Origin of the sequence: Pseudonocardia sp. ICBG1293, assembly GCF_020131355.1 — a bacterium.
Classification (GTDB): domain Bacteria; phylum Actinomycetota; class Actinomycetes; order Mycobacteriales; family Pseudonocardiaceae; genus Pseudonocardia.
Genome location: NZ_JAHLEL010000051.1, coordinates 260,974 through 284,067 on the forward strand (window position 1 = coordinate 260,974; position 23,094 = coordinate 284,067).

General features: G+C 74.6%; 26 protein-coding genes and 1 pseudogene. 18 read left to right on the forward strand and 9 right to left on the reverse strand.

Features of this window, described 5'->3' with window-relative positions; translation table 11 throughout:
• Positions 1-77 precede the first annotated feature (77 nt).
• Entirely contained in the window at positions 78-386 is a 309-nt protein-coding gene (locus KPF47_RS27185; protein ID WP_062400935.1) for a sodium:proton antiporter, read from the reverse strand.
• Positions 383-3,121, reverse strand: coding sequence for a hydrogen gas-evolving membrane-bound hydrogenase subunit E (mbhE, locus tag KPF47_RS27190; protein ID WP_224391670.1), 2,739 nt, complete (start codon positions 3,119-3,121; stop codon positions 383-385). Before mbhE ends, KPF47_RS27185 begins: the two co-directional genes overlap by 4 nt.
• 188 nt (positions 3,122-3,309) lie before the next feature.
• On the opposite strand from mbhE, the gene KPF47_RS27195 reads away from it, so the two are divergent.
• Genes KPF47_RS27195 through KPF47_RS39230 form a run of 4 tightly spaced genes read left to right on the forward strand, consistent with a single transcriptional unit; the run spans position 3,310 to position 5,314 of the window.
• On the forward strand, positions 3,310-3,834 hold the full coding sequence (locus KPF47_RS27195; protein ID WP_224391671.1) for a gamma carbonic anhydrase family protein: 525 nt from the start codon (positions 3,310-3,312) through the stop codon (positions 3,832-3,834).
• Positions 3,831-4,511: a uracil-DNA glycosylase gene (locus KPF47_RS27200; protein WP_224391947.1), complete on the forward strand. Its 681-nt coding sequence runs from the start codon at positions 3,831-3,833 to the stop codon at positions 4,509-4,511. The genes KPF47_RS27195 and KPF47_RS27200 overlap by 4 nt, the downstream gene beginning before the upstream one ends.
• Positions 4,512-4,539: 28 nt before the next feature.
• The gene (locus tag KPF47_RS27205) at positions 4,540-5,127 is read left to right on the forward strand and encodes a DUF1707 domain-containing protein (protein ID WP_224391672.1); all 588 of its coding nucleotides are present in this window, start codon (positions 4,540-4,542) and stop codon (positions 5,125-5,127) included.
• 52 nt (positions 5,128-5,179) lie between these two features.
• Positions 5,180-5,314, forward strand: a complete 135-nt coding sequence (locus KPF47_RS39230; RefSeq protein WP_255660512.1) for a hypothetical protein — start codon at positions 5,180-5,182, stop codon at positions 5,312-5,314.
• A 9-nt stretch (positions 5,315-5,323) separates the two neighbouring features.
• Here the strand turns inward: KPF47_RS39230 and rpmB are convergent, their stop codons facing one another.
• Positions 5,324-5,515 carry a 50S ribosomal protein L28 gene (rpmB, locus tag KPF47_RS27210; protein WP_020627372.1) on the reverse strand — a complete coding sequence of 64 codons (192 nt, stop codon included), beginning with the start codon at positions 5,513-5,515 and terminating at the stop codon, positions 5,324-5,326.
• Positions 5,516-5,709: 194 nt separating this feature from the next.
• Here rpmB and KPF47_RS27215 point away from each other — a divergent pair, with 194 nt between their 5' ends.
• From KPF47_RS27215 to recG, 5 genes are all read left to right on the forward strand, one after another.
• Positions 5,710-6,162: an IS5 family transposase gene (locus KPF47_RS27215; protein WP_224387966.1), complete on the forward strand. Its 453-nt coding sequence runs from the start codon at positions 5,710-5,712 to the stop codon at positions 6,160-6,162.
• Positions 6,113-6,325, forward strand: a complete 213-nt coding sequence (locus KPF47_RS27220) for a hypothetical protein (protein WP_224391674.1) — start codon at positions 6,113-6,115, stop codon at positions 6,323-6,325. The genes KPF47_RS27215 and KPF47_RS27220 overlap by 50 nt, the downstream gene beginning before the upstream one ends.
• 68 nt (positions 6,326-6,393) lie before the next feature.
• On the forward strand, positions 6,394-6,762 hold the full coding sequence (locus KPF47_RS27225; RefSeq protein ID WP_374108899.1) for a transposase: 369 nt from the start codon (positions 6,394-6,396) through the stop codon (positions 6,760-6,762).
• 10 nt (positions 6,763-6,772) lie between these two features.
• Positions 6,773-8,503, forward strand: coding sequence for a DAK2 domain-containing protein (locus tag KPF47_RS27230; protein ID WP_224391676.1), 1,731 nt, complete (start codon positions 6,773-6,775; stop codon positions 8,501-8,503).
• Positions 8,504-10,669: an ATP-dependent DNA helicase RecG gene (gene recG / locus KPF47_RS27235; RefSeq protein ID WP_224391678.1), complete on the forward strand. Its 2,166-nt coding sequence runs from the start codon at positions 8,504-8,506 to the stop codon at positions 10,667-10,669.
• Positions 10,670-10,679: 10 nt separating this feature from the next.
• Here recG and KPF47_RS27240 read toward each other — a convergent pair whose 3' ends face one another.
• Genes KPF47_RS27240 through KPF47_RS27250 form a run of 3 tightly spaced genes read right to left on the reverse strand, consistent with a single transcriptional unit; the run spans position 10,680 to position 11,452 of the window.
• Positions 10,680-10,856 carry a hypothetical protein gene (locus tag KPF47_RS27240; RefSeq protein WP_224391679.1) on the reverse strand — a complete coding sequence of 59 codons (177 nt, stop codon included), beginning with the start codon at positions 10,854-10,856 and terminating at the stop codon, positions 10,680-10,682.
• Entirely contained in the window at positions 10,850-11,248 is a 399-nt protein-coding gene (locus tag KPF47_RS27245) for a hypothetical protein (RefSeq protein WP_224391680.1), read from the reverse strand. The genes KPF47_RS27240 and KPF47_RS27245 overlap by 7 nt, the downstream gene beginning before the upstream one ends.
• 60 nt (positions 11,249-11,308) lie before the next feature.
• Positions 11,309-11,452, reverse strand: coding sequence for a hypothetical protein (locus KPF47_RS27250; protein ID WP_224391681.1), 144 nt, complete (start codon positions 11,450-11,452; stop codon positions 11,309-11,311).
• A gap of 274 nt (positions 11,453-11,726) precedes the next feature.
• On the opposite strand from KPF47_RS27250, the pseudogene KPF47_RS27255 reads away from it, so the two are divergent.
• Positions 11,727-15,106: pseudogene (locus KPF47_RS27255) on the forward strand (pyruvate carboxylase).
• Between the two features lie 21 nt (positions 15,107-15,127).
• Positions 15,128-15,682 carry a 16S rRNA (guanine(966)-N(2))-methyltransferase RsmD gene (rsmD, locus tag KPF47_RS27260; protein ID WP_224391682.1) on the forward strand — a complete coding sequence of 185 codons (555 nt, stop codon included), beginning with the start codon at positions 15,128-15,130 and terminating at the stop codon, positions 15,680-15,682.
• 19 nt (positions 15,683-15,701) lie between these two features.
• On the opposite strand, the gene KPF47_RS27265 is transcribed toward rsmD, so the two are convergent.
• Genes KPF47_RS27265 through KPF47_RS27275 form a run of 3 tightly spaced genes read right to left on the reverse strand, consistent with a single transcriptional unit; the run spans position 15,702 to position 17,055 of the window.
• The gene (locus KPF47_RS27265) at positions 15,702-16,358 is read right to left on the reverse strand and encodes an HAD family phosphatase (protein ID WP_224391683.1); all 657 of its coding nucleotides are present in this window, start codon (positions 16,356-16,358) and stop codon (positions 15,702-15,704) included.
• Between the two features lie 8 nt (positions 16,359-16,366).
• Positions 16,367-16,807, reverse strand: a complete 441-nt coding sequence (locus KPF47_RS27270; RefSeq protein ID WP_224391684.1) for a PTS glucose transporter subunit IIA — start codon at positions 16,805-16,807, stop codon at positions 16,367-16,369.
• Between the two features lie 17 nt (positions 16,808-16,824).
• Positions 16,825-17,055 (reverse strand): glucose PTS transporter subunit EIIB, encoded by a 231-nt coding sequence (locus KPF47_RS27275; RefSeq protein WP_224391686.1) that lies wholly within the window; start codon positions 17,053-17,055, stop codon positions 16,825-16,827.
• Between the two features lie 167 nt (positions 17,056-17,222).
• On the opposite strand from KPF47_RS27275, the gene KPF47_RS27280 reads away from it, so the two are divergent.
• Genes KPF47_RS27280 through KPF47_RS27310 form a run of 7 tightly spaced genes read left to right on the forward strand, consistent with a single transcriptional unit; the run spans position 17,223 to position 22,873 of the window.
• A complete protein-coding gene (locus KPF47_RS27280) occupies positions 17,223-18,509 on the forward strand; it encodes a PTS transporter subunit EIIC (protein ID WP_224391689.1) in 1,287 nt (428 codons plus the stop codon).
• 26 nt (positions 18,510-18,535) lie between these two features.
• On the forward strand, positions 18,536-18,802 hold the full coding sequence (locus tag KPF47_RS27285; protein ID WP_224391690.1) for an HPr family phosphocarrier protein: 267 nt from the start codon (positions 18,536-18,538) through the stop codon (positions 18,800-18,802).
• Positions 18,803-18,832: 30 nt separating this feature from the next.
• A complete protein-coding gene (locus tag KPF47_RS27290) occupies positions 18,833-20,011 on the forward strand; it encodes an N-acetylglucosamine-6-phosphate deacetylase (protein WP_224391691.1) in 1,179 nt (392 codons plus the stop codon).
• Complete coding sequence (locus KPF47_RS27295; protein ID WP_224391692.1) at positions 20,011-20,793, forward strand: glucosamine-6-phosphate deaminase; 783 nt, start codon at positions 20,011-20,013, stop codon at positions 20,791-20,793. Before KPF47_RS27290 ends, KPF47_RS27295 begins: the two co-directional genes overlap by 1 nt.
• A gap of 8 nt (positions 20,794-20,801) precedes the next feature.
• On the forward strand, positions 20,802-21,548 hold the full coding sequence (locus KPF47_RS27300) for a GntR family transcriptional regulator (protein WP_224391693.1): 747 nt from the start codon (positions 20,802-20,804) through the stop codon (positions 21,546-21,548).
• 30 nt (positions 21,549-21,578) lie between these two features.
• Positions 21,579-22,061 carry a pantetheine-phosphate adenylyltransferase gene (gene coaD, locus KPF47_RS27305; protein WP_224391694.1) on the forward strand — a complete coding sequence of 161 codons (483 nt, stop codon included), beginning with the start codon at positions 21,579-21,581 and terminating at the stop codon, positions 22,059-22,061.
• A 59-nt stretch (positions 22,062-22,120) separates the two neighbouring features.
• On the forward strand, positions 22,121-22,873 hold the full coding sequence (locus KPF47_RS27310) for a DivIVA domain-containing protein (protein ID WP_224391695.1): 753 nt from the start codon (positions 22,121-22,123) through the stop codon (positions 22,871-22,873).
• Positions 22,874-23,094: the final 221 nt, after the last annotated feature.

A 23,094-nucleotide genomic window follows, 5' to 3' on the forward strand; every position in this document is an offset into this window, starting at 1 on the left:
GCGCGGTGAGCAGGACCAGCAGGCCCGCCGCGGCGAGCGGGACCAGGATCGGCGCGACGACGAGCGCCTCGAGGCGGTCACCGGGGGTCCCCGCCCTCGTCCTCGTCGCCGGCCTTGAGCAGGGCCAGCAGGTACACCGTGATCGCGAAGGCGATCACGATCGCGGTCAGCACGAACGCCTGCGGCAGCGGGTCGGCCATCTGCGCCCGGTCCTGCTGCCCCAGCAGCGCGGGCTCGCGGGTCGCCATCCCGCCCGCGGAGATGATCAGGACGTTCACCCCGTGCCCGAGCAGCACAAACCCCAGCACCGTGCGCAGCAGCTCGCGCTGCAGGACCAGGTAGACCCCGCCGGCGACCAGCACGGCGACCACGACCGCGGCCGTCACCCGGAGCTCCCCAGCAGGGAGCCGGTACGGGCGCGCCCGCCGATCCGGTCGGTCGCGGCCACGATCAGCCCCACCACCATCAGATAGATCCCCAGGTCGAACACGAACGACGACAGCAGCACACCGCCGGGCAGGTACACCGGCGTCAGGAACGGCAGCCCCAGCGGGTACACCGCGATCCCGGTGAGCAGGCTGAGCAGCAGCCCGGACCCGACCAGCGGCTCGGGGCGCAGGCGCAGCGCCCACGCGTCGCCGCGGTGGGACAGCCGCAGGAACACGATCGCGACGCCCCCGACCAGCGAGGAGATGAACCCCCCGCCGGGCTCGTCGTGGCCGCGCCAGAGCAGGAACAGCGACATCAGGAGCATCAGCGGGGCCAGCACCCGGCTCGCCACCCGCATGACGATCGTGTCGGCCGGGCCGTCGGTGGCGACGCGCTGCCGCGGGCTCCCCTCGGCTCCGGCCTCGCCGCGCCGGATCAGCACGAGCAGCCCCAGCGCCGCGGCCCCGACCACGACCGCCTCCCCGAAGGTGTCCATGCCGCGGAAGTCGACCAGGATCGTGTTGACCACGTTCGTCCCGCCGGTGGCGGCCTCCGCGGTGTCCAGCAGGTACCCGCCGACCGGCGACGGCCCGCGGCGCCCGGTCAGGACGTAGGTCGCCGCCCCCAGCGACAGACCGGCCGCCACCGCCGCGACCGCGGCCGGCGCGCGGCGCCACCGGGCCGGGCGGCGCAGCCGGACCCCACGGCCGCGCAGCACCAGCACCGCGACGACGGTGGTCAGCACCTCCACCAGCAGCAGGGTCATCGCGACGTCCGGCGCGCCGGCCAGCAGCAGCCACAACGCCGTCGCCAGACCGCCGAAGCCGGTCAGCGCCAGCGCCGCGGTCACCGAGCGGGTCGTCACGGCCCCGGCGACCGCGGCCGCCACGAGCACCACGACCACCCAGTCCAGCGGCCGGCTGACCGGCGCGGGGAACGGCGTGAGCGAGGGCAGGGCGACCCCGGCGGCGACGGCGAGCACCGGCAGCGCCAGCACCGGGCGGGCCAGGACGGCGGCGGGGGAGGGGTCGGTGTCGGGCCGTCCCACCCGGGTACCGAGGGCGAGCAGCCCGGCCCGGACCCGGTCGAAGGCCGCGGCACCGTCGGGCACCGGGAGCCGCTCCAGGGCCCGGTCGACCCGGTCGCGCCAGTGGAACAACGCGTAGCCGGCGGCGATGGTGAGCACCGACAGGACCAGGGCGGTCCCGAACCCGGGCCACAGCACGAACGTGACCGGCTCCGAGCCCGGGTCGAGGTCGCGGGCCGCGCGGTCGGTCAGCGGGTTCAGCACCCGGACCGCGGGTCCGAGCACCAGCCCGAGCAGTGCGGCGACGGCGGCCGGGGCGAGGAACGCCCGGGACGGCTCGTACAGGCCGGGCTGGCTGAGCCTGCCGCCGAACGCGCCGTGCACGATCCGTGCGGAGTAGGCGAAGGTCAGCGCCGACGCCACGACCGCGACGGCCGCGGCGACCGGACCGGCGCCCGGGGCGAAGTCGGCCTCCAGGAAACCCTCGTAGAGGTTCTCCTTGGACACGAACCCCAGCAGCGGCGGGACGCCCGCCATCGACAGCGCGGCGACCCCGGTCAGTGCCGCGGTGACCGGCATGACCTTCCGCAGGCCGCCCAGCTCACGCACGTCGCGGCTGCCCGCCTCCTTGTCGATGATGCCGACCAGCATGAACAGGGTGGCCTTGAACAGGGCGTGCGCGAAGGTGTGCAGCACCGCCGCGGACAGCGCGTACGAGGTGCCGACGCCGATCGCCGCGGTGAGCAGGCCCAGCTGGCTGACGGTGGAGTGGGCGAGCATCGCCTTGAGGTCGTGCTCGCGCAGCGCCAGCACCGCCCCGACGACGGCCGTCGCCAGCCCGAGCGGCACCAGCACCGCCGACCAGGCCACCGACGGCACGTAGATCGGGGTGAACCGCATCAGCAGGTAGATGCCGGCCTTGACCATCGTCGCGGCGTGCAGGTACGCGCTGATCGGGGTCATCGCGACCATCGCGCCGGGCAGCCAGAAGGTGAACGGCAGCTGCGCGGACTTCGTCGCCGCGGCCAGGATCAGCAGCGCCCCCGCGGGCAGGGCCAGGGGATCGGCCAGCACCGCACCCGGGTCGGCGAGGACCACGTCGAGGCTGGTGCTCCCGGCTGCGACACCGATCATGACCACCGCGCCCAGCAGGGCGAACCCGCCCATCGCCGTCACGACGAGTGCGCGACCCGCGGGCAGCGCCGCCGCCGGCCCGGCCGTGTTGATCAGCAGGAAGGACAGGACGGTGGTGAGCTCCCAGAACACGTAGAGCAGCACCAGGTCGTTCGCGGTGACCAGCCCGATCATGGCGGCGGCGAACCCGGCGAGCAGACCGTAGACCGTGCCGATCGGGTAGGAGGACTCCAGGTAGCGCGGGCAGTAGGCCATCACCAGCGCGCCCACGCCCAGCACGATCGTCACGAACAGCAGCGACAGGCCGTCCATCCGCAGGCCGAAGGAGATGCCCAGCGAGGGCATCCAGGACACGCCCGCGGTGAGGACCTCCCCGCGGACGACGTCACCCGCGGCGGTGTTCGCGTAGACGGCCAGCGCGGCGAGGCCCACGGCCAGCGGGTAGCCCGCGTCGCGTCCGAGCAGCCGGGCGAGCACCGGGGCGAGCAGCGCCAGCGCGACCGCTCCGCCCAGGGTGACCAGGGGGATCACCGGGCAGCGCCTCCGTCCAGGGGGCCGGGGGTGCCGCGCACCCTGATCATGACTCGGGAGCTTCTACCCGTTCGACGGGGTTTCCACACCGCCGGTTCCGGTCACTCCGATCGGTTGCGCCGCGCACGTTCCCGCGGGTGGGTGGGCCCCCGGCGTGGCGGCCCGCGAGCGCTTCGTACCCTCCCGGTGTGCCTCTGTACGCGCTCGGTGACGCCGAACCGGACATCCATCCGACCGCCTACGTCCATCCGGACGCCGTCGTGATCGGCAACGTGACGCTGGGCCCGGAGTCCACCGTCTGGCCGACCGCGGTGCTGCGTGGCGACGACGGCCGGATCGAGGTGGGTGCCCGCAGCAGCATCCAGGACGGGTCGATCATCCACACGACCCTGGAGCGGCCGACGGTCATCGGGGACGAGGTCACCGTCGGGCACAACGTGCACATCGAGGCGGCCACCATCGGCGACCGGGCGCTGATCTCGTCCGGCTCGGTGGTGCTGAACGGCTCGACGATCGGCGAGGGCGCGATCGTCGCCGCCGGCGCGGTCGTGTCCCCGAAGGCCGACGTGCCGGCGTACCGGATGGCGCTGGGGGTGCCCGCCCGCGTCCGCGACGGCTACGAGGTGCCCGCCGACCGCTGGCGGTACGCCGTGGAGTCCTACGTCGACCGGGGCCGCCGCTTCGCCTCCCAGCTGCGCCGGCTGGAGGGCTGATGGCCAAGCCGCTGCACGAGGTCGTCGAGGCCGGGTGGGCCCAGGCCCTGGAACCGGTCGCCGAGACGATCACCGCGATGGGCGAGTTCCTGCGCGCCGAGATCGCCGCGGGCCGCCGCTACCTGCCCGCCGGGGCGAACGTGCTGCGCGCGTTCCAGCAGCCCTTCGACGAGGTCAGGGTGCTGCTCGTCGGGCAGGACCCGTACCCGACCCCGGGGCACGCCGTCGGGCTGTCGTTCTCCGTCGCCCCCGAGACCCGCCCCCTGCCGCGCTCGCTGCAGAACATCTTCCGCGAGTACGCCGAGGACCTCGGCCACCCCGCGCCCACCTCGGGCGACCTGACCCCGTGGACCGAGCAGGGTGTGCTGCTGCTCAACCGGTGCCTGACCGTCGCGCCGGGAGAGCCCGCCTCGCACCGCAACAAGGGCTGGGAGGAGGTCACCGAGCAGGCCATCCGCGCCCTGGTGGCCCGCGACGCCGAGCCGATGGTCGCGATCCTCTGGGGCCGCGACGCCCGCAACCTCGCGCCGCTGCTGGAGGACGTGCCGACGATCGAGTCGGCGCACCCGTCGCCGATGTCGGCGGACCGCGGCTTCTTCGGGTCGCGACCGTTCAGCCGGGCCAACGACCTGCTGGAGGAGATCGGCGGGGAACCCGTCGACTGGAAGCTGCCCTAGGCTGGACCGGGTGGACGACCCGGGGGACATGCGCATATCGGACGCCGACCGTGAGGCGGCGGCCCGCCGCCTGCACGACGCCCTCGGCGAGGGCCGCATCACGCTGACCGAGCTCGAGGAACGGCTCGACGCCGTCTACGCCGCGCGCGTCGCCCGGGACCTGCAGCCGCCGCTGGCGGACCTGCCCGGCGGGCTGCCGCCGTCGGTGACCGCGCTCGCGCCCACCCCGGCCCGCCCGCCCGCGCGCTCGGAGCGGGTGCACCTGCGGACCGGTGCGGGGACGATCAAGCGCACCGGCGACTGGCAGGTGCCCGCGGCCCTGCACCTGTCGTCGTCGATGGGGACGATCCACCTCGACCTGTCCGAGGTCCGGTCGCTGCCGCCGCGGATCGACATCGAGGTCGCGCTCGGGATGGGCGAGATCGTGCTGGTGCTGCCCGAGGGCGGCACCGCCGACGTCGACGGCACCAAGGCGTCCTGGGGCGAGGTGAAGACCCGGGTGCCCGCGACCCCCGGAGCCGCCGGGCCGCACCTCGTGGTGCACGGCAGGGTCGGCATGGGATCGGTCACCGTTCGCGGGGCACGCCGCAGCTGGTGGCGGTCCCTGGTCGGGTGAACCGGCCCCGGGAACGACGAAGGCCCGGTCCTCGGGGGACCGGGCCTCGATCGTGGTTCGGGTCTCGCGCACTCAGAGGTCATTTCAGAACGAGGTCGACGTGTCTGTTGTAGACGACAAGCGGCTATCTGACCTGCCGTTTGATCTGTCGTCGAGGGGTCAATGGAAACTCGACAAGTCGTTCTGAAACGACCTCTCAGACGCGGGTCACCTTGCCCGCCTTCAGGCAGGAGGTGCAGGCGTTGATCCGACGGCGGTTGCCGCCGTTGATCGCGGCGCGCACCGTCTGGATGTTGGGGTTCCAGCGGCGGTGGGTGCGGCGGTGCGAGTGCGAGACGGACATGCCGAAGCCCGGACCCTTGCCACAGACGTCGCAGACGGCAGCCACGTCGGACACTCCTCGGGTTGACGAACAGATTCACGAACGGATTCCCGGCACGGACGTGCCGGGGTTCGGCCTTCAAGTCTAGCCACGCCCGTGTCGTGACCGGCGCGCGGGGCCGTCCGGCGGCACCGGGGGCGCCCCCGCACCTAGGGCGCGTCTCCTAACCCGGCTGGTCGGGCCTGCGCGATGATCAGTAGGTGTCGCGCCGTGCCGTCCTGACCGATGCCCAGTGGGACCGACTCGAGCCGTTACTGCCCTCGTCGGACGGGATGCCAGGGCGCCCGTTCGCCGATCACCGCAGAGTGATCGAGGGGATCATCTACCGGTTCCGCTGCGGGCTGGCCTGGCGTGATGTCCCGGTCGAGTTCGGGCTGTGGCAGACCCTATGGAAACGCCACCGCCGCTACTGCGGTGACGGCACCTGGGACCAGGTTCTCGCAGCTCTGCTCGCCGATGCCGACTCCGCCGGTCTCGTGGACTGGGCCGTGTCGGTCGACTCGACGATCATCCGCGCTCACCAACACGCCGCGACCCTGCAGCGGGACACAGGGGGCCGGATCGAACTACAAGAATCTGCTGATCGAGCCGCCCGATCACGCGTTGGGCCGCTCCCGCGGAGGGCTCGGCACGAAGATCCACCAGCTCGTTGACGGACACGGCCGCCCGCTGGTCGTACTGGTCGGCCCTGGCCAGGCCGGTGACGCCCCGATGTTCGCGCACCTGATGTCACATCTGAGCGTCGGACGGGTCGGTCCGGGCCGACCGCGGACCCGGCCCGAGCGGGTCCGCGCAGATAAGAGCGTCCGGCAGTAGAGGTGGCCGTGTGTCGGTGTTGGTAGAGACACGGACCTGCAAGTGATCATGGGATTGCTGATGTCCTGATGGTCGCCTGGAGAGTCCGTGCCTCTACCTGCAACGACACCCCCACGACCTCATTTGCCGGGCGCTCTAAGGCCTACTCCTCACGCGCCATCCGCGCCCACCTGCGCGGACGACGGATCGTCGCGGTCATCCCGGAGCCGGCTGACCAGCAGGGACACCGGAAACGACGCGGCACACGCGGCGGTCGACCACCGGCGTTCGACCGGGTCGACTACCGCGGCCGCAACGTCGTCGAACGCGGGTTCTGCGAGGTCAAGCAGTGGCGCGGCCTCGCGACCCGCTACGACAAACTCGCCCTGACCTTCCGCGGCGGAGTTGCACTGAAGGCCATCGTCACCTGGTTGCGCACTTTAGGAGACACGCCCTAGTGTGGGGCCCGTGGCCTCGCCGTTCGACCCCGCGCTGCTGCGCCGCTGGATCGACGCCGCCGCCGAGCGGCTCACCGCCGGGCGGGCCGAGATCGACCGGATCAACGTCTTCCCGGTCGCCGACCACGACACCGGGTCGAACCTGCTGCTGACCGCCCGTGCGGCGGCCTCGGCCCCGCTCGACGGGGGCGTGCCCGTCGCCGATCCCGTCGCCGAGGACGTCCGGCCGGTGCGGGCCGCGGCGGCGCTGGCCGCGGCCGCGGTGCGCGGTGCGCGCGGGAACTCGGGCCTGATCCTGTCCCAGCTGTTCCGTGGGCTGGCCGAGGAGCTGGCGGCCGCGGCCGCACGACGCCCGAACACCCCGGCCGGCGAGCTGCTCGCCGGGGCGCTGCGACGGGCTGCGGGGCTGGCGGCCGTCGCGGTGTCCGCGCCGCGCCCGGGGACCGCGCTGACCGTGCTGGACGCCGCCGCGGCGGCCGTGGCGGCGCGGGTGGCGGCCGGGGCGGCGACCGGGCCGTCGGCGTCGGGCCCGGCGCTCGCCCGGGTCGCAGGCCTGCCCGGGCACGCCGACCCCGACGGCGGGGGTCCCGACACGACCGGTGCGCTCGCCGAGGCCGCCCGGGTGGCCGCGGACGCGGCGCGGGCCGCACTGGCCCGGGCCACCGGGCGCCCGCCGGAGCTGGTGCGGGCCGGGGTCGTCGACGCGGGCGGGCTCGGCCTGGTCGTGGTGCTGGACGCGCTGGTCGCCGCGGCGGGCGGTGATCCGGGCCCGCCGCCGTCGTCGCAGGTGGGGACGCCCGGTCCGGCCTCGGCGGTCACCGCCGACGGCGAGCTCGTGCCGTGGGTGCCCCAGCCGGTCTACGAGGTCACCTACTGGCTGCCCGGACCCGACCCGGCCGCGCTGGAGACGCTGCGCGCCCGGCTCGCCGGTCTCGGGGACTCGGTCGGTCTCGCCGGGGACGGCGGCGGCGGGGTGATGGTGCACGTGCACACCACCGAGGCCGGGCCCGCGGTCGAGGCGGGGCTGGCGGTGGTCCGCCCGTCGGGGATCCGGATCGAGGCGCTGCCGCCGGCGCCGCCGACCCGCGACCGCGCCGTCCTGCTGATGATCGAGAGCAGCGGGGCCGGGGCGCTGGCCCGGGCCGCGGGCGGGAACGTGCTGGTCGCCGACCCCGACCCGACCGTCGACGAGGTGCTGGCCGCGATCCGCGCGACCTGCGCCGAGCACGTCGTCGTGCTGCCGTGCGCGACGCACCGGCGCACGGTCGGTGAGACCGCGGCGCAGCGGGTGCGGTTCGAGGGCATCGACGTCGTGGTGGTCCCGGCGAGCTCGGTGCTCCAGGGCCTGGCCGCCCTGGCGGTGCACGACCCCGCGCGGCGCGCCCCGGACGACGTCGTCGCGATGGCCGAGGCCGCGGCCGCCACCCGGACCGGCGGGCTGGCCGTCGCCGAGGCCGAGGCGCTCACCTGGGCCGGTCCCTGCCGTCCGGGGGAGATCCTCGGGATCTCCGACGGCGAGGTCGTGCTGATCGCCCCGGACCTCGCTGTCGGTGCCCTGTGGTTGGCTCATCGCATGCTCACTCCGGGTGGGGAGCTGGTGACCGTGCTGCTCGGCTCGGCCGCCCCCGACGATCTCGGGGAGCGGCTCGCCGAGGACCTGCGCCGCACCCACCCGGAGGTCGACGTGGTGGTGCACCGGGGGGAGCAGGGCGACTACCCGCTGGTGCTGGGAGTGGAGTAGATGGACGACGGGTTCGACCTGGACAGCCGGCTCGACGGGCCGCTCGGGCGCAAGGCGGCGGACGCGCTGGCCCCGCTCGGGCTGGAGACCGTCGGGGACCTGCTGCGGCACTACCCGCGGCGCTACGTCGACCGCGGCCGGCTCACCGAGATCGCCGGGCTGGTGGCGGGTGAGCACGTCACCGTCGTCGCGGCGGTGGCGCGCGCCGAGCTGCGCGAGATGCGCAACCGGCGGGGGAAGATGCTCAAGGCCGTCATCCGGGACGAGAAGGGCGGCGAGCTCGACGCCACCTTCTTCAACGGCTGGAAGCTGCAGGGCTTCATCAAGCAGGGCGTCGTCGGGGTGTTCTCCGGCAAGGTCGGGGTGTTCAACAACCGGCTGCAGCTGACCCACCCGCAGTTCGAGGAGATCGAGGAGAGCGACTCGCTGCGGCCGTTCCTGTCGGTCTACCCGGCGAACGCCAAGGTGACCTCGCAGGCCATCGCCCGGTCGGTGCGCCAGGTGCTGGAGCAGATCGACGACCCGACCGACCCGCTGCCCGGGTCGCTGCGCGAGCGGGAGAAGCTGCCGGAGCTGGGGCGGGCGCTGCGGCGCATCCACGTGCCCGAGACCGAGGCCGACCTGTTCGCCGCGCGCCACCGCCTGGTGTGGGACGAGGCGCTCGGCGTCCAGCTCGCGCTCGCGCTCCGGCGGGAGGCCGCCGTCGCCCGGCCGGCCCCGGTGTGCCCGCGCCGCGACGACGGTCTGCTCGCCGCGTTCGACGCGGACCTGCCGTTCCCGCTGACCGAGGGCCAGCAGGAGGTCGGCGAGCAGATCGCCGCCGACCTCGCCCGCGAGCACCCGATGAACCGCCTCGTGCAGGGCGACGTCGGCGCGGGCAAGACGATCGTCGCGCTGCGGGCGATGCTGCAGGCCGTCGACGCGGGCACCCAGGCCGCGATGCTGGCCCCCACCGAGGTCCTCGCGGCCCAGCACGCCCGTTCGCTGCGCGCGATGCTCGGCGCGCTCGGCCGTGGCGGTGAGCTCGGCGCGGGGGAGAACGCGACCGCGGTGACGCTGCTGACCGGGTCGATGGGGGCGAAGGCCAAGCGGCAGGCACTGCTCGACGCGCAGTCCGGCGCCGCAGGGATCGTCGTCGGGACCCACGCGCTGATCCAGGACACCGTCGGGTTCGCCGAGCTGGGGCTGGTCGTGGTCGACGAGCAGCACCGCTTCGGGGTGGAGCAGCGCGACGCGTTGCGCGCCCGTGGCGAGAAGGCCCCGCACATGCTGGTGATGACCGCGACGCCGATCCCGCGCACGGTGGCCATGACCGTCTACGGCGACCTGGCCGTGTCCGAGCTGAAGGGGCTGCCGAAGGGCCGCTCCCCGGTCGCGACGACCGTCGTGCCCCTGGCCGAGCACCCGTCGTGGATCGAGCGGGTGTGGCAGCGGATCCGCGAGGAGGTCGAGGCGGGCCACCAGTGCTACGTCGTGTGCCCCCGGGTCGGGGGGACGGAGAAGGAGGACGCCGACGAGCCCCCGCCGGACGACGACGGTGGCGAGGAGCGGCGTGCCCCGCTCGCGGTGCTCGACATCGCCCCGTTGATCGAGGAGAAACTGGCCGGGCTGCGGGTCGGGATCCTGCACGGCAAGCTCCCGCCGGAGGAGAAGGACACCGTCATGCGGGCCTTCGAACGCGCCGAGCTGGACGTGCTGGTCGCGACCACGGTGATCGAGGTCGGTGTCGACGTGCCGAACGCGACCGGGATCGTGCTGCTCGACGCGGACCGGTTCGGCCTGTCCCAGCTGCACCAGCTGCGCGGCCGGGTCGGGCGGGGCAGCGCACCGGGGCTCTGCCTGCTGGTCACCGACATGCCCGCGGCGACCGCCGCCCGCGAGCGGCTCGACGCGATCGCCGGGACCACCGACGGTTTCGAGCTGGCCCGGCTCGACCTGGAGCTGCGCCGCGAGGGCGACGTGCTGGGCACCGGCCAGTCCGGCTCGCGCTCCGGCCTCAAGCTGCTCTCGCTGCTGCGCCACGGCGAGGTGATCGAGAAGGCGCAGGTCTACGCGCGGCACCTCGTCGCCGAGGATCCGGGGCTGGCCGGGCACCCGGGTCTGCGTGACCTGGTCGCCCAGACCCTGGGCGACGAGGAGCGCGCCGCCTACCTCGACAAGTCCTGACCGGACGGGCTCAGGTCCCCGGGAGCTCCCCGCGGGCCCGGGCGTCCAGCTCGGCGCGGGCGGCCCGCGGCAGGTGCACGACCCCGGCCCGGTCGAGCCGGTCCAGCTCGGTGCGGGCGCGGGCGTAGGCGGCGAGCCGCTCCGGCTCGGAGTCCGAGTCCCGCGCGGTGGTCAGCAGCTTCACCACGCGTTCGACGGTCCGGCGCTCCTCCGGGTCGAGCCCGGAGAGCCGGATCCGGTCGGCGGCCTCCCTCGCGGCCCGCCAGGCGCGGCGCGCGGCGTCGACGGCGCGGACGTAGCCGTCGCCGTGGGGCCCACCGGGGTGTCCAGTGCCTGCGCCGCGGCGAACGCGTCGACGAACCGTCCGGTCGCGGGGACCGTCGTGTCCGACAGTGCCGGGCGGCGCAGCACCTCGAGCGGGTCGGCCTCGTGTGCGGCGAACTCGCCGCGGACGCGCTGGAAGTCCGCCCGGGCGCGGCGCCACTCCTGCTCGGCGGCCACCGCGGACGCGGTCAGCGGGGGGGTCCCGGCGCGGCACCTCGGGCCGGGCCGGGGCGGGCCGCTCCGGACGCTCGGCACGCAGCCGCCGGTAGGCGCCCAGGACGGCCATCGTCAGGAGCGCGATCGTCAGGATCTGGATCACCAGTGCCGCCACGACCACCACCGTTCCCGCACGGCGCACCCGGCCGCCCGCCCGCTCGTGGGCGGGCGCCGGGCCCGGCGCACCTCCCGGCACACGGTGGCGCCGGTGCCGTCCCGCCCGCCGGGTGCCCGGTGTGTCATGTCCCCTTGCTACCCGATGCGCCACCGTTGCCGCCCGGTGCGCGTCCACGGTGCCGCCGGACGGTGGCGCGACGGTCACCCGGCCGGACCAGCGACGGCCGCGGCGAGCGGACCGTCCACGTGCCCCACGACGCGGCCGGGCGCACGGCGCCGGTGTTCCGCTCCGTGGTCGTCCGGTGGTCGGGACCACGTCCCACGTGCCACGATCACGCGTCCGGTCCACGGGAGCCCCGTGCGACCCGGGCGTCGTCGGCGACCGTGATGAGGGAGAACGATGTTCCGCAAGGTGCTGGTGGCCAACCGGGGCGAGATCGCCATCCGGGCGTTCCGGGCCGCGTTCGAGCTGGGTGTCTCGACGGTGGCGGTGTTCCCGTACGAGGACCGCAACTCGCTGCACCGCGCCAAGGCCGACGAGTCCTACCAGATCGGTGAGCCGGGCCACCCGGTCCGCGCCTACCTCTCGGTGGACGAGGTCATCAGGGCGGCGAAGAAGGCCGGTGCCGACGCGGTCTACCCCGGCTACGGCTTCATGTCGGAGAACCCCGACCTGGCCCGCGCCTGCGCCGAGGAGGGCATCACCTTCGTCGGGCCGCCCACCGAGGTCCTGCACCTGACCGGCAACAAGTTCCGCGCCGTGGCGGCCGCCCGCGAGGCGGGTGTGCCGGTGCTGGAGTCCTCGGAGCCCTCCGACGACGTCGAGGAGCTGCTCGCCGCGGCGGAGGACATCGACTTCCCGATCTTCGTCAAGGCCGTCGCCGGCGGTGGCGGGCGCGGGATGCGCCGGGTCACCGAGCCCGGCGACCTGCGCGACGCGATCGAGGCCGCGAGCCGGGAGGCGGAGTCCGCGTTCGGCGACGGCACCGTGTTCCTGGAGCAGGCCGTCGTCAACCCGCGCCACATCGAGGTCCAGATCCTGGCCGACGCCGACGGCAACGTCGTGCACCTGTTCGAGCGCGACTGCTCGGTGCAGCGCCGTCACCAGAAGGTCGTCGAGATCGCCCCGGCACCGAACCTGGACCCCGAGCTGCGGGACCGGATCTGCGCCGACGCGGTGAACTTCGCGAGGACGATCGGCTACGTCAACGCGGGCACCGTCGAGTTCCTGCTCGACGAGCGCGGCAAGCACCACTTCATCGAGATGAACCCGCGCATCCAGGTCGAGCACACCGTCACCGAGCAGGTCACCGACCGCGACCTGGTGATCGCCCAGCTGCGGATCGCGTCCGGCATGACGCTGCCGGAGCTGAACCTCACCCAGGACGAGATCACACTGACCGGTGCGGCGATGCAGACCCGCATCACCACCGAGGACCCGGCCAACGAGTTCCGCCCCGACGTCGGCACCCTGTCGGTCTACCGCTCCCCGGGCGGTCCCGGCGTGCGCCTGGTCGGCGGCACCGTGCACGTCGGCGCCGAGGTCTCCGCGCACTTCGACTCGATGCTGGTCAAGCTGACCTGCCACGGCCACGACTTCGCCAACGCCGCCCGGCGGGCCCGCCGCGCGCTGGCCGAGTTCCGGATCCGCGGCGTGGCGACGAACCTGCCGTTCCTTGCCGCCGTGCTGGAGGACGAGGACTTCAAGCAGGGCCGGGTGACCACCAGCTTCATCGAGGAGCGCCCGCACCTGCTCAAGGCCCGCCCGTCGGCCGACCGCGGCTCGCGCATCCTGCAGTACCTGGGCGAGGTCACGGTCAACAAGCCGAACGGCGACCGGCCGCTGGTCGTGGAGCCGGTCGACAAGCTGCCCGCCGGCGTCGACCTGGAGACGCCCGCCCCGGACGGATCCGCGCAGCTGCTGCGCGAGCTCGGGCCCGAGGGCTTCGCGCGGCGGCTGCGGGAGCAGACCGCCGTCGCCGTCACCGACACGACGTTCCGCGACGCCCACCAGTCGCTGCTGGCGACCCGGATCCGGACCCGGGACCTGCTCGCGGTCGCACCGTACGTGGCCCGCACCATGCCCGAGCTGCTGTCGCTGGAGTGCTGGGGCGGGGCGACCTACGACGTCGCGCTGCGCTTCCTCGCCGAGGACCCGTGGGACCGGCTCGCCGCGCTCAAGTCCGCGGCGCCGAACATCTGCACCCAGATGCTGCTGCGCGGGCGCAACACCGTCGGTTACACGCCGTACCCGACGGAGGTGACCGACGCCTTCGTCCAGGAGGCGGCGGACACCGGCATGGACATCTTCCGGATCTTCGACGCCCTCAACGACGTCTCCCAGATGCGCCCGGCGATCGACGCCGTCCGCAGCACCGGCACGGCGCTGGCCGAGGTCGCGCTCTGCTACACCGCGGACCTGTCCGACCCGGGGGAGAAGCTCTACACCCTCGACTACTACCTGCGTCTGGCCGAGGAGATCGTCGACGCGGGCGCGCACGTGCTGGCGATCAAGGACATGGCGGGCCTGCTGCGCCCGCCCGCGGCACGGACGCTGGTCACGGCGCTGCGCGAGCGCTTCGACCTGCGGTGCACCTGCACACCCACGACACCGCGGGCGGGCAGCTCGCGACCCTGGTCGCGGCGATCGACGCCGGGGTCGACGCCGTCGACGGGGCGGTCGCCTCGATGGCCGGCACCACCAGCCAGCCGTCGCTGTCGGCGCTGGTCGCGGCCACCGACCACACCGACCGCGCGACCGGGCTGAGCCTGGCCGCGGTCGGGGACATGGAGCCGTACTGGGAGGCGGTGCGCAAGGTCTACGCGCCGTTCGAGTCCGGGCTCGCGTCGCCGACCGGGCGGGTCTACCACCACGAGATCCCCGGCGGGCAGCTGTCGAACCTGCGCCAGCAGGCGATCGCGCTCGGCCTGGGCGACCGGTTCGAGCTGATCGAGGACTGCTACGCCGCCGCGGACCGGATGCTCGGCCGGCTGGTGAAGGTGACGCCGTCGTCGAAGGTCGTCGGCGACCTGGCCCTGCACCTGGTCGGGGCCGGGGTGGAGCCCGCGGACTTCGAGAAGGACCCGGCGGGCTTCGACATCCCGGACTCGGTGATCGGGTTCCTGCGCGGTGAGCTGGGCTCGCCGCCCGCGGGCTGGCCGGAGCCGTTCCGGACCCGCGCGCTGGAGGGACGCAGCCCCGAGGCGGAGAAGGCGGAGCTGTCCATCGAGGACCGCCGCGGGCTGCGGGACGAGCGCCGCCGCACGCTGAACCGGCTGCTGTTCCCCGGCCCGACCAAGGACTTCGACACCCACCGCGAGCAGTACGGCAACACCGCGGTGCTGTCGTCGAAGGACTTCTTCTACGGGCTGGAGGAGGACCTCGAGCACACCGTCGACCTCGAGCCCGGTGTCACCCTGATCATCGAGCTGGAGGCCGTCTCCGAGCCCGACGAGCGCGGCTACCGCACCCTGCTGACCACCCTGAACGGCCAGCTGCGCCCGGTGTCGGTGCGCGACGAGTCGGTCGCCACCGAGGTGAAGGCCGCGGAGAAGGCGGACAAGGGCAACGACGCGCACGTCGCCGCCCCGTTCGCCGGTGTCGTGACGTTGCAGGTCGCCGAGGGCGACACCGTCGACGACGGCCAGACCGTCGCCACCATCGAGGCCATGAAGATGGAGGCGTCGATCACCGCGCACCGGGCCGGAACCGTCGCGCGGCTCGCGATCGGCACGGTCACCCAGGTCGAGGGCGGGGACCTGCTGGTCGAGCTGGACTGAGCCGCACGGCACGATGGGGCCATGACCAGGCTGATCGCGGGCACGGCGGGCGGACGGCGCCTGGACGTGCCGCCGTCCGGCACCCGTCCGACGTCGGACCGGGTCCGGGAGGCGCTGTTCTCCGCGCTGGACCACGACCCGGGCCTGCGCGGCGCCGCCGTGCTCGACGTCTGTGCCGGCTCCGGCGCGCTGGGCCTGGAGGCACTGTCCCGCGGCGCCGCGGAGGCCGTGTTCGTCGAGTCCGACAAGCGCGCGGCCGGGGTGCTGCGCCGCAACCTGGCCGCGGTCGGGCTCGGCGGGTCGGTCGTCGCCGGGCGGGCGGGCACGGTGCTGGCCGGGCCCGCGCCACGGGCCTTCGACGTCGTGCTGGTCGACCCGCCCTACGCGGTGCCCGACGCCGAGGTCGCCGGCTGGCTGGGCGCCGCCGCGGCGCACGGATGGCTCGCGCCCGGCGCCGAGGTCGTGGTCGAGCGGGCGAGGTCGTCCGGGGAGTTCGCCTGGCCCGCCGGGTTCACCGCGGGCCGGTCGCGCCGCTACGGCGACACCGTCCTGCACCACGGCTCGCCCACCGGGTGAGCCGGGCCGGGCCGCCGGGTCAGGCCGCCGGGCCGAGGAGCCGGTCGGGTGCCAGGTCGGGCACCGTCCGGTGCGCCCCGGCGGCGGTCAGCTCCGCGGGCCGGGCCGTCGTCCCGACCCCGACGATCCCGCCGACCCCGGCCGCGACCAGCGCGGACACCCCGGCCGGGGAGTCCTCGAACGCGACGCAGGAACCCGGGGCGACCCCGAGGCGGCGGCACGCGGCGAGGTAGCCCTCCGGGTCCGGCTTGCCGCGCACCACGTCCTCGGCGGTGACGACGAGCTCGATCAGCTCCGCGGCACCGAGCACGTCGCCCAGCACCCGGTGGGCCCAGCCGCGGCGGGCGCTGGTCACGACGGCGAGCCGGTGCCCGCGCGCGGCCAGCGCGTGCAGCAGCGCGGGTGCGCCGGGGACGACCTCGACCTCGTCGGCGAGGTCCGCGCCGTGCCCGGCCAGCCGCTCGGCGAGCTCGTCGGGGTCCGCGGCGCGCCACGGCCCGTCGACCTCGCGCAGGGCGTCGGTCGCACGACGGCCCATGAAGCGCTGCCGGTAGGTCTCGTCGTCGACCTCGGCGCCCCACTCGGCGAAGAACAGGGCCCAGGTCCGGCGGTGCACGTGCTCGCTGCGCACGAGGGTGCCGTCCAGGTCGAACACGACCGGGGCGCCGTCGGGCACGGTGGGGCTCACAGGCGGAACAGCTCGTCGCCGGCGCGGACGGTGTGCCCGGTGCCGGCGTCCACCGATCCTGCGGGGGAGTCCAGCACGACGACCGGGCAGGTCGCGGCCAGCCCGGCCGTACGCACGGCGGTGAGGTCGACGGTCAGTACGGGGGTGCCCGGCTCGACCGTGTCGCCCTTCGCGACGTGCACGGTGAACCCGGCCCCGCCGAGCGAGACCGTGTCGATCCCGACGTGCACCAGGACGCCGGGTCCGCCCTCGGGGGCGACGACGAACGCGTGCGGGTGCAGCGCCGCGACGGTCCCGCCGACCGGGGCCAGCACCGTCGCCTCGGTGGCGTCCGCGGGCGGCTCGACGGCGGTCCCCCCGCCGAGCAGCTCGTCGCGGAAGACCTGGTCGGGTACCCCCGCCGGTCCGACCACGGTGCCGTCGACGGGTGCGAGCACGGGTGTCGGCTCCGATGTCACAGCAGGTCCCGGACGTCGTCGCAGAGGTTCTCCGCCTCCGGGCCGATCACCACCTGCACGACGGTCCCGGACCGGACCACCCCGTGCGCGCCGGCGGCCTTCAGCGCCGCGTCGTCGACCAGGCCGGGGTCGCCGACCTCGGTCCGCAGCCGGGTGATGCACGCCTCGATGTCGGTGATGTTCGCGGGCCCGCCCAGCCCCGCCACGATGTCGTCGGCCCTGCTCATAGGAGGTCTCCATCTGGTCGCTACTGGTCATGACCAGTGTCTTGACAGGGCGCCGTCCGGCCCGCACCCTCACTGGTTATAACCAGACCGTACCGGCTGACGCGAGGGCTCCACAACGCCCGCCGTACCGGCCCCGGTCGCCGATACGAGACGAGGAGTGCACGCCCATGAGCACCTCCACAGCGGAACCGGTACGACGACGGGCCGGGCTGGCCGGCCTGCAGCGTCTCGGCCGGAGCCTGATGCTCCCGATCGCCGTCCTGCCCGCGGCCGGTCTGCTGCTGCGCCTGGGCCAGGACGACCTGCTCGGCGGGGTCGAGGCGCTGAAGCAGCCCGCGGCCGTGCTGGCCGCGGCGGGCGGCGCCCTGTTCGACCACCTGCCGATGATCTTCGCGATCGGTATCGCGATCGGCTGGGCACGCCGCTCCGACGGCTCCACCGTGCTGGCTGCCCTCGTCGGCTACCTGGTCATGGACGGGGTGTTCACCGCGCTGTCCCCGGTGCTGCTGCCCGGGGTGCTCGACTCCGAGGGCGAGCAGGCCACGATCGACTTCGGGGTGCTGGGCGGCATCGTCGCGGGCCTCGTCGCGGCACTGCTGTGGCAGCGCTTCCACCGCACGACGCTGCCGACCTTCCTCGGCTTCTTCAACGGCCGCCGGCTCGTCCCGATCCTCACCGCCGTGTCGATGATGGTGATCGCGTCGGCGATGAGCCTGGTCTACCCGGTGTTCAACGCCGGGCTGACCGGGCTCGGCACCGCGGTCGGGGAGAACGCCGTCGTCGGCGGCGGGATCTTCGGTGTGGTGAACCGGCTGCTGCTGCCGGTCGGCCTGCACCACATCGTCAACTCGGTCGTCTGGTTCCTCATCGGCGACTTCGAGGGCGCTCGCGGTGACCTCAACCGGTTCTTCGCCGGTGACCCGACCGCCGGGGCGTTCATGACCGGCTTCTTCCCGATCATGATGTTCGCGCTGCCGGCGGCCGCCCTGGCGATCTGGCACGAGGCCCGACCGGAGAAGCGCAAGCTCGTCGGCGGGATCATGGTCTCGGTCGCGCTCACCTCGTTCGTCACCGGCATCACCGAGCCGCTGGAGTACGCCTTCGTCTACGTGGCCTGGCCGCTCTACCTGATCCACGCGGTGCTCACCGGCACCTCGCTGGCGCTGGTGAACGCGCTCGACATCCACAGCGGGTTCGCCTTCTCCGCCGGGGCCATCGACTACGTCCTCAACTTCGGCCAGGCGACCCGGCCGCTGTGGCTGATCCCGATCGGGCTGGCCTACGCCGTCGTCTACTACGTGCTGTTCCGCTTCGTGATCCGCCGCTGGAACCTGCGTACCCCCGGCCGGGAGGACGACGAGACCACCGGCACCGAGACCACACCGGCCGCCGTCACCGCCGCGACCACCGGGACCACCGGGACCACCGACGCCGCAGGGCGGACCGACCGGTGACCGTCCCCGAGGAGTAGGAGAGCACCGTGCACACCCGCACCGCCGTCGTCGCCTCCCGGGTGGGGCTGCACGCCCGCCCGGCCGCGCTGTTCGCCCGCGCCGCGGGCGCCACCGGGCTGCCCGTCACCGTCGCGACCGCCGAGAAGGGCCCGGTCGACGCGCGCAGCGTCCTGGCGCTCATGACCCTCGGCGTCGTCTTCGGCGACGAGGTCGTCCTGCGGGCGGGCGGGGACGACGCCCCGGCCGCGCTGGACGGTCTCGTGGCCCTGCTCGAGACGGACCACGACGCGTGAGGGTCCCCGACCCGGCCCGGGAGGTGCCCGGTGCGTGACCGTGTGCTGCGCGGCACCGTCGTCACCGACGGCAGGCTGCTCCCGGACTCGGTGGTCACGGTCGCGGGGGACCGGATCGTCGCGGTCGTCCCGGCCGCGGCCCACGACGGGCCGCTCCCGCCGGCGTCGTCGTCGTTGCTGCTGCCCGGGCTGGTGGACGTGCACGACCACGGCGGCGCCGGGCACGGGTTCCCGGACGCGACGGCGGCCGGGGCCGCGGCCGCCGTCGCCCACCACCGGGCCCACGGCACGACGACGACGGTCGCCTCGCTGGTCTCCGCCCCGCCCGCGGTGCTGGCGGAGCGGATCGCGACGCTGCGCCCGCTCGTCGTCGCCGGGGACCTGGCCGGGATCCACCTGGAGGGCCCGTTCCTGGCGGCCGCGCGGTGCGGTGCGCACGACCCGGACGCGATCGTCCCGGGGGACCCCGCGCTGCTCGACGAGCTGCTGACCAAGGCCGACGGCGCCGTCGCGTCGGTGACCTACGCGCCGGAGACCGCGCACGCCGCGGACCTGCTCGCGGTGCTCGCGACCCACGGGGTGCTGCCGAGCATCGGCCACACCGACGCCGACGCCCGCACCACCACGACCGGGATCGCACGGGCGGGGGGCGTGCCGATGAGCGCGACCCACCTGTTCAACGCGATGCCGCCGGTGCACCACCGCGCGCCCGGACCGGCCGCGGCGTGCCTGGCCGCGGCCGCCCGCGGCGAGCTCGTCGTGGAGCTCGTCGCCGACGGCGTGCACCTGGCACCGGACACCGTCGCCGCGGTGTTCGACCTCGTCGGACCGGACCGGGTCGCGCTGGTCACCGACGCGATGGCCGCGGCGGGGATGCCCGACGGCCGCTACCACCTGGGCACGATGCAGGTCCGGGTCGACGACGGCGTGGCCCGGCTCGCGGCCGGGACCGGCGGACCGCCCGGTGCCATCGCGGGCGGCACGGCCTGCCTGGTCGACGTCGTGCGGGAGACGGTGCGCGACGCGGGGGTGCGGCTGCAGGACGCGGTCCTCGCCGCGACCCGCACCCCGGCCCGGCTCCTGGGGCTCGACGGTGAGGTCGGGTCGCTGACCCCGGGGCACCGCGCGGACGTGCTCGTCACCGACGCGGACCTGCGGCCGCAGCAGGTGCTGCGCGCCGGCCTGCCCGTCACCGGTGGGGGTGCCTGATGGAGATCGTGGTCCTCGACGACCCGCGGGCCTGCGGGCGGGCGGTGGCCGACGCCGTCGCCGAGGCACTGGCCCGGGACACCGGCCCCCCGGTGACCCTCGGGCTCGCCACCGGCAGCTCCCCGCTGCCCGCCTACACCGAGCTGGTCCGCCGTCACCGCGACGAGGGGCTGTCCTTCGCCGGGGCACGCGCCTTCCTGCTCGACGAGTACCTGGGCCTGCCCGCGGGGCACCCGCAGTCCTACCGCGAGGTCATCCGCCGCGAGCTCACCGACCATCTCGACATCGACCCGGCGGCCGTGCACGCCCCGGACGGCACCCGCGCCGACCCGGAGGCGGCCGCCGCCGACTACGAACGGCTGCTCGCCGCATCCGGCCCGGTGGACCTGCAGATCCTCGGCATCGGCGGCAACGGGCACATCGGGTTCAACGAGCCCGGCTCGCCGTTCGGCTCGCGCACCCGGGTCACCACCCTGACCGCGCGGACCCGTGCCGACAACGCCCGCTTCTTCACCCGTCCCGCGGACGTGCCGCACCGCGTCCTCACCCAGGGGCTGGCCACGATCACCGGCGCCCGGCGGATCGTGCTGGTGGCGACGGGGGAGAGCAAGCGCGCGGCCGTCGCGGCGACGGTGGCCGGGCCGGTCACCACGGCGGTGCCCGCGACCGTGCTGCGCGACCACCCGCACTGCACGCTGGTGCTCGACCGGGCGGCCGCCGGACCGGACCGGGCCGGGCTCGTCGCGGCCGGGCAGGTCGGCACACCGGGACGGGGGCGGTAGTGGCTACGGTGGACAGCACCATGAACGGCGAGGTCCGGATCGGCGACGGGGTCGTCCCCAAGCACGAGCAGCTCCGCACCCTGCTCGCGGAGACGATCGCTCGGGACTTCGCGCCGGGCGACCCCTTCCCCAGCGAGCGCAGGCTCTGCTCCGACCACGGGGTCAGCCGGGTGACGGTGCGGGCCGCCGTCGGCGAGCTGGAGCGTGACGGGCTGCTGACCCGGGTCCGTGGCAAGGGCACCTACGTCGCCGCCCGCACCGCGCGCTCCCGGCTGCACCTCGCGTCCTTCCACGACGACATGCGCCGGCTCGGGCTGACCCCGACCACCGTCGTCCTGGAGGTCGCCCGCACCACCGGACCGCCGGAGGCCGTGCGCGCGCTCGGCCAGGGGCCCGACGGCCGGTGCTGGCACCTGCGGCGGCTGCGCGTCGCCGACGGGGTGCCGATGTCGATCGACGACGCCTGGTACGACGCCGAGCGGGTCCCCGACCTCGACGCCCACGACCTCAGCGGGTCGGTCTACGGGATCCTGCAGGAGCACTACCGGCTCCCGATCGACCGCGCCGAGCAGACCGTCGCCGCCCGCCAGGCCGACGAGGCGTCGGCGGTCCTGCTCGGGATCCCCGCCGGGCACCCGATCCTGGTGTTCGACCGGACCGCCAGCTCCGGCGACCGGCCGGTCGAGTACACCGTCTCCCGCTACCGCGGCGACCGCTACGAGCTGCACATGTCGCTCGACCGGAGCTGGGCCTGACCGGTGATCACCGGCTGATAGGTTCCGGCCATGCCCGAGGTCCGTCGCGCCGTCTGTCCCGGTTCCTACGACCCGCCGACGGTCGGGCACCTCGACGTCATCACCCGCGCCGCGGCGCTGTTCGCCGAGGTGTACGTCGCCATCCTGGTGAACCCCCGCAAGGAGGGGCTGTTCGCGGTCGAGGAGCGCGTCGAGATGCTCACCGGGATCACCGCGGACCTGCCCGGCGTGCGGGTGGAGTCGTTCCGGGGACTGGTCGTCGACTACTGCCGCGAGCGTGGCGCGCAGGCGATGGTCAAGGGCCTGCGCGGGGCGACGGACTACGACTACGAGCTCCCGATGGCGCACATGAACCGCCACCTGTCCGGTGTGGAGACGCTGTTCCTGCCCGGTGCGCCGGACCAGGTCTACGTGTCCAGCTCGCTGGTCAAGGAGGTCGCCCGCGGCGGAGGGGACGTCACCGCGTTCCTCCCGCCAAGCGTGCACGCCCGGCTGCGGGAGCGGCTCGCCTGACACGCGGGAGCGGCGCCGAATAACGGGTCCGGGCCCGCGACGGTGAGAGGATCCGTCGCGTGTACCGGGTCTTCGAGTCGCTGGACGCGCTGGTGACGATCGTCGAGGAGGCGCGCAGCGTCCCGATGACGTCGAACTGCGTCGTCCCGCGCGGTGACGTGCTGGAGCTCCTCGACGACGTCCGCGAGGCGATCCCGGGCGAGATGGACGACGCCCAGGACGTGCTCGACCGGCGCGACGCGGTCGTCTCGGAGGCCGAGCGCGAGGCGGAGGAGACCCGGAGCGCGGCGAACTCCGAGGCCGAGGAGACGCTGCAGAACGCGCGGACCGAGGCCGAGCGGCTCGTCGCCGAGGCGCAGGAGGAGGCCGGACGCACCCTGGCCGAGGCTCGCCACGAGGCGGAGCGTGCGGTGGCCGAGGGACGTCGTCAGTACGCCGAGGTCACCGACCGGGCCCGGGACGAGGCCGAGCGGATGAGCCACGCCGGCCGGGCCGCGCACGACCGGCTCATCGCCGACGGTCAGAACGAGCAGACCCGGCTGGTGTCCCAGACCGAGGTCGTCCGCTCCGCCCACGCCGAGGCCGGCCGGATCGTCGACGGCGCGCACGCCGAGGCCGATCGGCTGCGCCGGGAGTGCGACGACTACGTCGACACCACGCTGGGCGAGCTGGAGACCACCCTGAACAACGCGCTCGGCGTCGTCGGGCGCGGTCGGAGCCAGATCTGGCGCGGCCAGTACGGCCCGAACTACGGCGGCGGGCGGCCGCCGGAGCCGGGCCGGACCGGTACCGGGATGGACCTGATCGACTGACGGTCGCGCGGCCCGGGGGCCCGGCGGGGCGTGGCTCGGCCGAGGTGCACCCGGCTGCGGAGCCGCAGTACCGGACCCGACAGCGCCACGATCGACATCCTCACGACCCACCCTGCCGCAGCACAGCAGGGTGTCCAGCAGCGGTACGACGTGGACGGCGACCGCGCCCCGTGGACCGTCGGGACCGGAGCGCCGCGGTCCCGGGTCGCCGGGAGATACAG

Excerpts from the sequence above, each read along its gene's own strand:
- KPF47_RS27205 (WP_224391672.1), top strand. The coding sequence starts at position 4,540 with ATGCGCATATCGGACGCCGACCGTGAGGCGGCGGCCCGCCGCCTGCAC.
- coaD (WP_224391694.1), top strand. The coding sequence starts at position 21,579 with ATGCCCGAGGTCCGTCGCGCCGTCTGTCCCGGTTCCTACGACCCGCCG.
- KPF47_RS27225 (WP_374108899.1), top strand. The coding sequence starts at position 6,394 with ATGGTCGCCTGGAGAGTCCGTGCCTCTACCTGCAACGACACCCCCACG.
- KPF47_RS27250 (WP_224391681.1), bottom strand. The coding sequence starts at position 11,452 with ATGACACACCGGGCACCCGGCGGGCGGGACGGCACCGGCGCCACCGTG.
- KPF47_RS27295 (WP_224391692.1), top strand. The coding sequence starts at position 20,011 with ATGGAGATCGTGGTCCTCGACGACCCGCGGGCCTGCGGGCGGGCGGTG.
- KPF47_RS27280 (WP_224391689.1), top strand. The coding sequence starts at position 17,223 with ATGAGCACCTCCACAGCGGAACCGGTACGACGACGGGCCGGGCTGGCC.
- recG (WP_224391678.1), top strand. The coding sequence starts at position 8,504 with ATGGACGACGGGTTCGACCTGGACAGCCGGCTCGACGGGCCGCTCGGG.
- KPF47_RS27275 (WP_224391686.1), bottom strand. The coding sequence starts at position 17,055 with ATGAGCAGGGCCGACGACATCGTGGCGGGGCTGGGCGGGCCCGCGAAC.
- rsmD (WP_224391682.1), top strand. The coding sequence starts at position 15,128 with ATGACCAGGCTGATCGCGGGCACGGCGGGCGGACGGCGCCTGGACGTG.